Here is an 11928-nt window from a genome sequence, read left to right as displayed (position 1 = left end):
ATTATCTATTTAATGCTGATGGATCACCGGGGGAAACTCCGGTGATTTTTTATATAAAAACCCCGGGAGTAGTTAGTCCGGGGTTTTTCGTGTGTATAACAGACTGTAGTTGTTTTTTGCAGAAAATCAACTTCAATTGATAATCATTAGGGTGATCTTCGATCCTGTTTAATCGTCTATATATTTATTCCTTAAAAACAGGAAAGGTAACCCTGCTAATTAAAGTTTTTTTAATTGATTTACGGTTTGTTGTAAAATGATTAATCCTTTTGTTAACATAGACTTTGGACAACCTATGTTTAACCTCATGTAACCATTTCCTTCTTTCCCAAAAGTAGTTCCCTTATTTAAGGCTAATCCTGCTTCATTAATCAGAATCTGATTTAATTTTTCTGAACTAATATTCAGGTCTCTACAATCTAACCATAACAAATAAGTTGCTTCTGGGTTAACCAATTTAATTTCTGGAATATTTTCTTCAAGAAATTCTCGAACGTAATCAACATTGCATTGTAAATATTCCAATAGTTGGTCTAACCATTCCGCTCCATGTTCATATCCTACTTGCATGGCAACATGACCAAATAAATTACCAGCATCCAAATGCATGGCACATAGCAGCTTTTCGTATGTTTTTTTCAATTGCTGATTGGGAATAATAATTACAGAGCTTGCTAAACCAGCTACATTAAAAGTTTTCGAAGGAGCAATGCATGTAATTGTTCTTTGCGCCAAATCATCCGATAATGAGGCAAGGGATATGTGTTTGTGATTCTTATAAATTAAATCTTGATGGATTTCATCTGATATAATCAGGAAGTTATATTTTTTTGCAATTTCTCCTAACTTAAGAAGTTCATCTTTTGTCCATACTCTTCCCACAGGATTATGAGGATTGCTAATGATTATGGCTTTTAAACCATCTTTGGCAAGTTGTTCCAAATGCTCAAAATCCATTTCATAAGAATCTTCGGTTCTAATTAATGGATTATGAATCAAACGGCGTTCAGTATCATTTATCACATGAAAGAATGGATGATATACTGGAGGTTGAACCGCAATTTTATCTCCTTTTTCGGTCAAACTCATTAATAGTAATGATAGAGCTGTAACTACACCTGGACTTGAGGAGATCCATTCTTCTTTTACCTCCCAATCGTGACGATTTTTAAGCCAGTTTTGTACACTCAAAATACAATCTTTACCTCGGAATGAATATCCGTAAATTGCGTGTTCGGCTCTTTTGATTATGGCATTCGAGATACAGTCTGGAACATTAAAATCAGTATCTGCCACCCAAAAAGGAAGTAAATCCTCTTTCCCAAAATAATGTTCTAGTTTATCGTATTTTACCGAGTTGGTATTTTTGCGGTCTATAATCTTATCAAAATTGTATTTCATCGTAATTGATTTTTTTAGGAAGAGTTAAAGTATAAAATTTTATAGAGTCTTTAAAGCAGCTTTTAAAATTTGCGAATAATGTTTGGGTTGATTTAATTCGTAGAAAACTTATAAGACATGAAAATCAGAAAGAGTGGAGCTAAATATTCTGCGATTGTTGGAATTGGCGAACGAATCAGAAAAATGAGTCAAGAAACGGGTAATGAATTTTTGTTATTAAACCGGGGCGTAAATTCGGTTTGTAACATCGATTTAAACTCTGTGGTTGACGAATTGGATTTTAATTCGAACGAGATGCAGGTTTATCCACCATCGCAAGGAAGAGCTGAGTTGAGAAACGCCATAAATCAACATTATTTTGGCAATCAGTCTTCGGTGGATAACATTGCCATAACCGGAGGTGGAATGTCGGCACTCGATTTGGTATTTCAAACCATAGATGTAGATAAGGTGTGTTTGCCCGATTATTATTGGGGTTCATATGTACAGGTTATGACGGTTCGAGGAATGGAATCAGAAACCTATGTCGATTTTAATAATGTAATTGAAAATATAGATTCCTATAGGAACAGCGCTGTAATCATCTGCGATCCAAATAATCCTATTGGAAACAAGCAGGCTGATGAAAATATTTATAAAACCGCCAAAGCATTGAGTGATCATGGCTCAATTGTGATTATCGATTGTCCGTACAGAAGGATTTTTTGTGGAGAAGAAGACTCGTTTTTTCAGGAGTTAAGCCAGTTGGAAAATGTAATTATTGTTGAAAGTTTTAGCAAATCGGTAGGCTTAAGTGGACAACGATTGGGTTTTGTGCATAGTACCAACAAAGATTTTGTGAATGAATTGGGAATTCGCTTAATGTATGCTACCAATGGTATTAATGCATTCTCGCAATTGATGGTTGCCAAATTACTAAGCTCAGCAAAAGGACAAGCTGTAATGAAAAGCTTTAAAGAGCGTACTTGCGAAGGAATCAAGAAGAATATTGAATTTTTGGAAAGCAAAGGATTGCTTGCTAAAGAGTTTTACAAGAATTCGGAACCAATTGGAATATTTGTGATCGTTAACAAATCGGAAGAGGAACTTCTTAAGGCTCGAATCGGGAGTGTGTCCTTAAGTTATTTTACAAGAGATAAGAAAGAATTTGCTTCTCAGTTTGCAAGAATTTGTGTTTCTGTTCCACACGAAAAATTTAAAACTTTTTTCGAGCAATTGTAAGCAAACAACAGTCAACAAAGGACTTGAGTAATTCTGATAACCTAGCTGATATGTGGTTGTCTAATAACATATATAAAAATGCAACCAAAATATATGTGGTTAAGACATATCAGATTAGAAATGTTGCTGATCCAATTACAGCGGATAATTTTTAATTTGGGTGGGCATTCGCAGAATTTAAGCGGATGCTTTCCGAATTAAAGCGGATGCTTTCCGAACTGTAGCGGACTATTTCCGAAGTATAGCGGACACTTTCCGAACCGTAGCGGGGACTTTCCGAATTTTCTGATTTCCGCGAAGGAAAGCCTAAAAAGCGCTAATAAAAATATGAAATAACAGTAAATATGCTATCATCAAAATGTTTGAATGCACTTGTTAATATTGACAAATTAAGGAAGTTCATTGCCCGATTCAGAAATTAGCTCAATTACGCCAGATCCATAAATGCCCAGTTCCCAGTAATGACGACTGATACAGCCCGATGGGCAATCGCCCCAGCCGTAGCTGTATATCAACTGAATGAAATCAGGATTAAAATAAACAATCTCAATTTGAGAGCCATCGCCAATGCAATTGACAGATTGAGCTTTATTAATGAATGGAAATTTTACCAATTCTCTGACTAAGGATTCCTGATTAATTCCGGTTTCGGTATGAATCAAGTATTGTTCTTCTCTTAAAGAATCCAATTGCAACTTATGTTCGTCAATTAATAGATCTAACTTTAAATTATCCGAGAAACCATAAGCTTTCCATGAATTAAAATTCTCACTTGTCGTATCTACAGTGATTAAGGATTTGTGCAGTTGTTCAGGACATAAGGCATGTACATTGTATTTTCTAATATCCGAAGAAGCAGTTGAAATAGAATCGAGATAAACGGTTTGAAGTGCTGCTAGAATTGGTGCAAAATGGTATTCCTTAAATTCTATTTCTAATAATTCTTCCATTTCCTGGTTGGTATAAAAATCCATGCAAATCAACTTTGCATCATCTAATAGAATTTCAAAAATAGAATCGGAAACTCGGGAATCTTGGATAATTTGTGTAGGGAAAATCGCAGTAGTTTCACTGTCACAGGCATACAGAAGGCACACCCCGAATAGCAATATAGACAGCACGCGGTTTTTCATACGATTAAAAATTAGGAGACTGGTTAGGTCTTAAAATGTTGATGCTGGGTTAAAATTGAATAAATAGCCCGACATTACTTATTCAACGAAACATCTTTCATTTTGTTGTTCCAAGTTACAACCTTCTGATGAGGATGTAAAGAGCAAATATTGAAATGTTTAGAAAAAATTAAATCCGAACTTGACGAACAGTTTAAATTTATTGGTGTAAAGATTTGTTAAAAGAAAACATTTCTTCACTTAATCGAGTAGAATATTTTACATTTGACAATCTTAAAAATCAACAACCGTGAATATATATCGACCTTTAAAAAATATTTTAGCCTTAATTGTTGTTTCGGGTGCAGTTTACCTTACTGCCCAGTTATTTAATTATTCAACCGTAACCGACCGAGACAAAGAGCCTGAAAATAGCGAATACATGAGTCGCTATAATGTATATGCTTTAAAAACACCAGATAAATTAACCTTTGGCGATGAAATCGTTCCGATGAACAGATGGGATGTAAAGGAGTCGCTTGATAGGGAGCTTTTGGTGAATACCTATTGGCAATCTCAAACTTTATTGTTCTTAAAACGAGCGAATCGATATTTTCCAATTATCGAACCCATTTTAAAAGAGCAAGGTGTTCCTGAGGATTTTAAATATTTGGCTTTAATCGAAAGTGGGTTTGTGCCAACAATTAAATCGCCAGCAGGGGCTGTTGGGGTATGGCAGTTTATGAGTGGAACAGCCAAAGATTATGGTTTGGAAGTATCATCAGAAGTTGATGAACGATACAATATTGAAAAAGCAACTGTTGCAGCTTGTAAATACCTTAAGGATTCATATAAAAAATATGGAAGCTGGACTTTGGTAGCTGCTTCGTATAATGCAGGAAGAAGATTTGTTGATAGGCAATTAAAGTTGCAAGATGCTGGTGATTACTATGATTTGCTTCTGGGCGAAGAAACAGGACGATATGTGTTCAGAATTTTGGCCATTAAGATGATTATGGAGAATCCTTCGGGATATGGTTTTAAATATCGTGAGTCCGATTTGTATCCTGAAATTCCAACCCGAAAAGTAAAAATTAAAACTCCGGTAAAGAATTTTGCTGTGTTTGCTAAGGAAAATGGGGTAAATTATAAAGTTTTAAAATACTTTAATCCATGGCTACGAAGAGCATACCTTACAAATAAATACAAAAAAGAGTACGAAATTACACTTCCTGCCAAAGGATATATTAATTTTGCATTTTCTGATTATAAAAACCCTGATGGTTCAGTGTCAGAGAAATAGATTGTTGGATTTGCAAAAGGAGATTTAGATTTGAGTTCCAAAAAGAATAAAGAAGTAAACGGTGTTGAACAGCTCGAAACTGGTAGTGTTGATGTGTTTGGAGCACGAGTTCATAACCTTAAAAATATTGATGTTAGTATTCCTCGTAACCAACTTTCGGTGATTACTGGATTAAGTGGTAGTGGAAAATCTTCATTGGCATTCGATACTATTTATGCTGAAGGTCAGCGTAGATATATCGAAACATTTTCTGCTTATGCCAGACAATTTCTTGGCGGCATGGAACGTCCCGACGTGGATAAGATTACAGGATTAAGTCCGGTAATTTCTATTGAGCAGAAAACTACCAACAAAAACCCGCGTTCTACAGTAGGAACCATTACTGAGTTGTATGACTTTCTTCGACTGTTGTACGCTAGAGCTGGTGTAGCCTATTCGTATGAGACAGGCGAGAAAATGGTGAAATATACCGATGAACAAATCATCAATTTGATTCACGAAAAATTTAACGAGAAGAGAATTTACATTCTTGCACCTGTTGTGAAAGGGCGTAAAGGGCATTATAAGGAATTGTTCGAGCAAATTCGCAGAAAAGGCTTCTTATATGCCAGAGTAGATGGTGAAATTGTAGAATTGCTACATGGATTTAAGGTCGATCGTTATAAAAATCACGATATAGAAATACTAGTTGATAAACTGGTTGTTGAAGAGGTTGGAGATAAGCGCCTAAAAGAATCTGTACAAACCGCCATGAAACATGGTAAGGGGATTACTATGATTTTGGATAAGGATACCGATGAGGTGAAATACTACAGTCGTCTGTTGATGTGTCCATCTACCGGGATATCCTACAATACTCCAGCACCGCACAGTTTTTCTTTCAACTCTCCTCATGGAGCTTGTCCAAAATGTAAAGGTCTTGGTCGAGTAAATGCAATTGATTTGGAGAAGATTATTCCTGATCAAGCTTTAAGCATTCGTGAAGGTGGTATTGTGCCTTTGGGTAAATACAAAAACAGTTTGATTTTTTGGCAGATGGAGGCTATTGGGCGAAAGTATGGTTTCGATATGAATACCCCAATTGAAGAAATTCCAGAAGAAGCCTTAAGTATAATTTTAGATGGTACCAGCGAAACATTCAAACTCGAAAATACGCCATTGGGAGCATCTTCGAATTACTTTTTGAGTTTTGATGGAGTGATAAAGTATATCACGAACCAGGAAAATAATGGAACTTCAAAAAAAGCCAAGAAATGGGCAGAACAGTTTGTGAAAACAGATGTTTGTTCTGCTTGTGATGGAAAGCGATTGAAGAAAGAGGCTTTACATTTTAGAATTCATGATAAAAATATTGCTGAACTAGCCGAAATGGATCTTGGCTTATTGGGTGAGTGGTTTCAGGATTTGGAACAGCACTTAAGTGATAAGCAGAAAAAGATTGCCATTGAAATTTTAAAAGAAATAAGATCTCGTTTGGGATTTCTTTTAGATGTAGGATTGGAATATCTTTCTCTAAATAGAAGTTCCGTAACGCTTTCTGGTGGCGAATCACAACGAATTCGTTTGGCAACGCAAATTGGTTCGCAATTGGTTAATGTATTGTACATTTTAGATGAGCCAAGTATTGGATTGCACCAACGTGATAACGAAAGATTGATTCAATCTTTACAGCAATTAAGGGATTCAGGAAATTCAGTAATTGTTGTTGAGCATGATAAGGATATGATTAAATCTGCCGATTACGTGGTGGATATGGGACCATTTGCAGGAAAACATGGAGGTGAAATTGTTATTGCTGGTAATCCTGATGATATTGAAAAGGGAGATAGTTTAACAGCTCAATACCTAAATGGAGATAGAAAAATTGAAGTGCCAGCAGAGCGAAGAAAAGGCAAAGGGAAAAGTATCGATTTAAGAGGTTGTACAGGTAATAATCTTAAAAATGTAGATGTAAGTTTTCCGCTTGGAAAGTTTATTTGTGTAACAGGAGTTTCGGGTAGTGGAAAATCAAGTTTGATCAATGGTACTTTGCAGCCTATTTTGTCGCAACATTTTTACCGCTCAGTTAAAGATCCTCTTCCTTACGAAGATTTGGATGGAATAAAGAATATCGATAAAGTAGTGGAAGTAAATCAGGCTCCATTGGGCAAAACGCCTCGTTCTAATCCGGCTACTTATACCAATGTTTTTGGTGATATTCGCAAGTTGTATGAGAAATTGCCCGAGTCACAAATTAGAGGTTACAAAGCGGGTAGATTTTCTTTCAATGTAAAAGGAGGAAGGTGTGAAACTTGTCAAGGTGCTGGAGTTCGTTCTATTGAAATGAACTTCCTGCCAGATGTATATGTACATTGCGATGAGTGTAATGGTAAGCGATACAATAGAGAAACTCTGGAGGTTCGTTATAAAGGAAAATCAATTGGTGATGTGCTTGATATGACCATCAATCAGGCTGTAGATTTCTTTGAAAATATACCAGCAATTCTAACAAAATTGAAAGTTTTACAGGATGTCGGATTAGGATACGTAACCCTTGGACAACCTTCAACAACTTTGTCAGGTGGTGAATCTCAACGTGTAAAACTGGCTACAGAATTGGCCAAAAGAGATACCGGAAAAACCATGTATATTCTGGATGAGCCAACAACTGGACTGCACTTCGAGGATATTCGAGTACTGCTAGATGTTTTAAATCGATTGGTTGATAAAGGTAATACCGTAATTGTGATTGAGCACAATATGGATGTGATTAAAGTTGCCGATCATGTGATTGATATCGGAAAAGAAGGTGGGCGAAATGGAGGTGAGGTTCTGTTCGAAGGAACGCCGGAAGAATTGACTGAATGTAAAGAATCATTTACCGCTAGATTTCTAAAAGAAGAACTACAATAAACATCTCAAATCCCCGCAAGGGGATTTTTTTTACCCTAAATTTTCATAATTAAGAAAAATTAAGATTTTCGAAGAAGGCTGATATAGCATAATTATTATCTTTATACAACTGTCCTGAATGTATAGGGTAGCCATTAAATCTACAGCTCATGGGGAAATTAATAGATATTTACTTCGAAGATCTTGATGAAAAAAGATCTTATGCCGTTGGAACCGACCTGCAAACCATTTTATCAGATATTGATATAAAATTGAATGGACCAGTATTGGGTGCAATGGTAAATAATAAAATTAAAGAACTTACCTACGAAATATATAAGCCTAAAAATATTCGCTTTGTAGATCTTACACATCCTGCAGGAAGAAGAATGTATATTCGTTCCTTGTGTTTTGTTCTGTATAAAGCTGTGAGGGATCTGTATCCGGGAACAGGTTTTAGGTTGGAGCATTCAATTTCGAATGGTTTGTATTGTAGGTTGACAGATAAAAATATCGTATTATCCCCTGCAGATGTTGAAAAAATAAAGAGCAGAATGAAAGAGATCATTGCTGCTGATATGCCTTTTGTTCGTGAGGAAATCGAAACAGAGAAAGCGATTGAGATTTTTGAGAATCAAGGTTTGAAAGAGAAAACTGGTTTATTTAGAACAAGAGGGAATTTATATACCTCGGTATATCATTTGAGTGATTGTGCTGACTATTTCTATGGCTTTCTTGCACCTTCGGCTGGTGTGTTAAAAGTTTTCGATTTGCAACATTTTTATCGCGGAATGCTTTTAATGAGTCCTAAAAGGGAAGAGCCAACTGTTGTTGAGGAGCGAATCGAGCAGGAGAAAATGCTAAAAGTGTTTAGTGAGTACAAACGCTGGGGAAAAGTATTGAATATTTCGAATATTGGTGATTTGAATCGATATGTAGCTGAGGATAATATTTCTGAGATGATAAAAATTTCTGAGGCTTTACATGAAAAGAAGATTTCTCAGATTGCTGATAAAATTAGAAAACATAGAAAAAGAGTTAAACTGATTTTAATATCCGGACCATCATCATCGGGAAAAACAACATTTGGAAAACGATTGGCCATACAGCTTAAAGTAGCAGGTTTAAGTCCAGTAAATCTTTCTATGGACAATTATTTTGTGAATAGAGAACTTACGCCAAGGGATGAGAATGGTGATTACGATTTTGAGGTTCTTGAAGCTTTAGATGTTCAGTTGTTCAATCAAAATTTGGTTGATTTGATGGAGGGAAAAGAGGTAGAATTGCCAAAATTCTCTTTTGAAACAGGTCAGAGATACTACGATGGAGAGAAATTAAAAATCAACGATAAGCAAGTGTTGGTGGTTGAAGGGATTCATGCATTGAATCCTGGACTTACTCCACTAATTGCTGACGAGGCAAAATATAGAATATACATTTCTGCTCTTACCTCAATTTCCATTGATGGGCATAACAGAATTCCTTCTACAGATAATCGACTAATCAGAAGAATTGTTCGTGATTACAAATATCGAAATTATAGTGCATCAGATACCATTAGCAGATGGCCAAGTGTTCGCAGAGGCGAATTGCGAAATATATTTCCTTTCCAGGAAGAAGCTGATGTAATGTTCAACTCAGCATTGCCTTACGAATTAGGAGTTTTGAAACGATTTGCAGAGCCAATTTTAAAAGAAGTTCAACCAAATCAACCAGAATATTCAGAAGCAAACCGACTTTTGAAGTTCTTTAGCTACTTTTTGCCAATTTCAGAGGAGGAGATTCCACCAACATCGTTAATGAGAGAGTTTTTGGGAGGAAGTACATTCGATTATTAGATTGTTAATAACTTTTTTACCTGTTTATATTAGTCCTGTTTTTGCTGTTAATATCCTAGTCAGCAGAGACAGGATTTTTTAAGTTATTAACAAGTGTGTCTTAGTAAAATTAGGGTGTGCGAAGTTTATTAACAAATTACCAACAGTGTTGATAACTTGTTAATTTCATGTTTATAAACTAGGAATTATAGGAAAGCCCGAATCTTGAGAAACGGGCTGCAAATATAGAAGAAAATATCTTTGGTTTGTACCTTATGAGAGAGATTTTTTTGAGAAAAAAATGAAAAAATAGCTAACTATCTCTTCATCATACGATCTATCTCTCGTTTGTGATCTTTTTGTTTTAAGCTTTCACGTTTGTCGTAGTGTTTCTTACCTCTACAAAGTGCAATTTCCATCTTTGCAAAACCTCTTTCGTTAATAAAAAGGCGAACTGGAACTATGGTAAGACCTGATTCTTTTGTTTTTCTGTCCAGCTTATTTAATTCTTTTCGGTTGAGAAGAAGTTTTCTCTCTCTCTTTTCTTCGTGATTGTAGTAGGAACCAAACTTGTATTCCGATATGTGCATTCCAACTACATACAATTCATTGCGAGTGAAATAGCAGTATGAATCAACTAAACTGGCTTTACCAGCACGAATTGATTTGATTTCGGTTCCAAAAAGTTGAATTCCGGCTACAAATTTCTCAATGAATTCGTATTCGAAACTGGCTCTTTTATTTCTGATGTTAATATTCTGCATCGTTATATCTTAAATTCCATGCAAATTTAGTATTTAAATTGTTAATGGAAGCCTGAATAGAATTGAAAACATCCTTTCAAATATCAAAGGAAGAACAAGAATTAATAGACTTGCCATAACAGTAAAGCCAGGGCGCTTATTATTGGCTATTGGTAAAATTGAAGTAGTTCCCAGCCACAATATTCTAATAAAGTATAGTTCTAATAATAGGCAGATTTGATTTAAGAATGAGAATGGAGAGAACAATTGGGCCAATCCGTGAAAAATACAGAATATCGAAGCGCTGTAAATTACGAGTTTAAAAATCACAACTTCATTGATCTGTAGCTGGAAATTTGGCGCAAGTAAAATAATTAATTTGGCTGCACAGTACAATCCTAAATTAAGAGCTAAAAAATCAACAAATAATTTTGATCCAGCAATTAAAACATCCTTAGTGTGAATGTAAGTACCTCCTGCGGCAATAATTGCGCATAAAGCAATTACAGGAAAAGAGAAGTTTCGAAATAACTCTTTCGTTGTCGAGTTTTCCGGAGCAATTCTTTCCCATTCTCTTTTGGGTGTAAGTAGTAGATTACGTGTTCGAAAGAGCGAATTTAAAACACCTTTTGAATTGTATTCCATGTTTGAATAGTCTTGTTTGATAAATTCAAAATTAAACAAGTTTTTAAAAAAGTGAAGAAATTATGATTTTTTAGAATTGATTTATACTACGATTTAAAAACCTAAAAAGTTAGCTGTACCTATAAATAGTGCACCCAAAACTGCATAAATGGAAAGTAAGCCAATTAAAATAAATGTAAAATAACCAGATCTTCTTCTGTCGGGAACGTTTAAAATTGGAGTAATCCCTTTGTATAATATATAGAAGCTGTATAATCCGAAAATTGTTAGATAATTAATGATTGGAAATAGGAATGCAATAGAATTAAAAATGAAGCCTGGAGTATAGGAAAAAGCAACCAAAATAAATGCTCTTTCGAATCTTTCCTTCTTGGTGGGAAGAACTGTAAACGGCCTTATTACTAATGATGAGATATAGATGGATGCAATTGATAGAACAAATGTTGTTATGGATGAAAACAAAAACATATCAACATGACTTGTTGGATCGTTTTCAAAAATAACAAACCCCATAAAGTTACATGTAGACATGATTAATGCTAAAGGAATAATCAGTACCATTAGAAGTTTGGAACTTTTAATATTTCCATGATCTAGAATTGAATTCCATTCCTTTTCTGGGGAAATTAGTAATCGAAAAGTGTGTTTGTAGGTTGTAAGAATTGTCATATTGATTATCTGGTTAGTGAAATCAAAAAACTTAAAGTAATTTTGTTGCCGAATTCTGAATTTTCGACCTATTTAAGATAGGCATTATCCTGAAAATGAAACGCCCATTATTAAATAATTATTTATTTCATGGAAAGTTTCATGTG

Annotated in this window: 9 protein-coding genes; 4 read left to right on the top strand and 5 right to left on the bottom strand. The window is 35.0% G+C overall.

From position 1 onward, the window contains the following. Positions 1 to 219: 219 nt before the first annotated feature. Positions 220 to 1401 carry a MalY/PatB family protein gene (locus DF185_RS20410; RefSeq protein WP_110363139.1) on the bottom strand — a complete coding sequence of 394 codons (1182 nt, stop codon included), beginning with the start codon at positions 1399 to 1401 and terminating at the stop codon, positions 220 to 222. A 117-nt stretch (positions 1402 to 1518) separates the two neighbouring features. Here DF185_RS20410 and DF185_RS20405 point away from each other — a divergent pair, with 117 nt between their 5' ends. Beyond that, complete coding sequence (locus tag DF185_RS20405; protein WP_110363137.1) at positions 1519 to 2622, top strand: pyridoxal phosphate-dependent aminotransferase; 1104 nt, start codon at positions 1519 to 1521, stop codon at positions 2620 to 2622. Between the two features lie 389 nt (positions 2623 to 3011). On the opposite strand, the gene DF185_RS20400 is transcribed toward DF185_RS20405, so the two are convergent. Beyond that, positions 3012 to 3755 (bottom strand): hypothetical protein, encoded by a 744-nt coding sequence (locus DF185_RS20400; protein ID WP_133250106.1) that lies wholly within the window; start codon positions 3753 to 3755, stop codon positions 3012 to 3014. Positions 3756 to 4044: 289 nt separating this feature from the next. Here DF185_RS20400 and DF185_RS20395 point away from each other — a divergent pair, with 289 nt between their 5' ends. From DF185_RS20395 to DF185_RS20385, 3 genes are all read left to right on the top strand, one after another. Then, a complete protein-coding gene (locus DF185_RS20395) occupies positions 4045 to 5037 on the top strand; it encodes a lytic transglycosylase domain-containing protein (RefSeq protein WP_243421807.1) in 993 nt (330 codons plus the stop codon). A 30-nt stretch (positions 5038 to 5067) separates the two neighbouring features. Then, the gene (gene uvrA / locus DF185_RS20390; RefSeq protein WP_110363133.1) at positions 5068 to 7929 is read left to right on the top strand and encodes an excinuclease ABC subunit UvrA; all 2862 of its coding nucleotides are present in this window, start codon (positions 5068 to 5070) and stop codon (positions 7927 to 7929) included. Positions 7930 to 8078: 149 nt separating this feature from the next. Next, entirely contained in the window at positions 8079 to 9746 is a 1668-nt protein-coding gene (locus DF185_RS20385) for a nucleoside kinase (protein ID WP_110363131.1), read from the top strand. Positions 9747 to 10042: 296 nt separating this feature from the next. Here DF185_RS20385 and smpB read toward each other — a convergent pair whose 3' ends face one another. The 3 genes from smpB to DF185_RS20370 all read right to left on the bottom strand — a co-directional run bounded on the left by smpB (position 10043) and on the right by DF185_RS20370 (position 11782). Then, positions 10043 to 10489, bottom strand: a complete 447-nt coding sequence (gene smpB, locus DF185_RS20380) for an SsrA-binding protein (RefSeq protein ID WP_110363129.1) — start codon at positions 10487 to 10489, stop codon at positions 10043 to 10045. 33 nt (positions 10490 to 10522) lie between these two features. Further along, positions 10523 to 11113, bottom strand: a complete 591-nt coding sequence (locus DF185_RS20375) for a hypothetical protein (RefSeq protein ID WP_110363127.1) — start codon at positions 11111 to 11113, stop codon at positions 10523 to 10525. 93 nt (positions 11114 to 11206) lie between these two features. After that, positions 11207 to 11782: a Yip1 family protein gene (locus tag DF185_RS20370; RefSeq protein WP_110363125.1), complete on the bottom strand. Its 576-nt coding sequence runs from the start codon at positions 11780 to 11782 to the stop codon at positions 11207 to 11209. Positions 11783 to 11928: the final 146 nt, after the last annotated feature.

The organism is Marinifilum breve, from assembly GCF_003202155.1.
In the GTDB taxonomy this organism is placed as follows: domain Bacteria; phylum Bacteroidota; class Bacteroidia; order Bacteroidales; family Marinifilaceae; genus Marinifilum; species Marinifilum breve.
Note: the sequence above shows the minus strand (reverse complement) of the source record. Positions and strands in the feature narration are given on the sequence as shown.

Bases quoted from the DNA above. Each gene is read 5' to 3' on its own strand.
- DF185_RS20410 (WP_110363139.1), bottom strand. From the start codon at position 1,401: ATGAAATACAATTTTGATAAGATTATAGACCGCAAAAATACCAACTCG.
- DF185_RS20405 (WP_110363137.1), top strand. From the start codon at position 1,519: ATGAAAATCAGAAAGAGTGGAGCTAAATATTCTGCGATTGTTGGAATT.
- DF185_RS20400 (WP_133250106.1), bottom strand. From the start codon at position 3,755: ATGAAAAACCGCGTGCTGTCTATATTGCTATTCGGGGTGTGCCTTCTG.
- DF185_RS20385 (WP_110363131.1), top strand. From the start codon at position 8,079: ATGGGGAAATTAATAGATATTTACTTCGAAGATCTTGATGAAAAAAGA.
- smpB (WP_110363129.1), bottom strand. From the start codon at position 10,489: ATGCAGAATATTAACATCAGAAATAAAAGAGCCAGTTTCGAATACGAA.
- DF185_RS20375 (WP_110363127.1), bottom strand. From the start codon at position 11,113: ATGGAATACAATTCAAAAGGTGTTTTAAATTCGCTCTTTCGAACACGT.
- DF185_RS20370 (WP_110363125.1), bottom strand. From the start codon at position 11,782: ATGACAATTCTTACAACCTACAAACACACTTTTCGATTACTAATTTCC.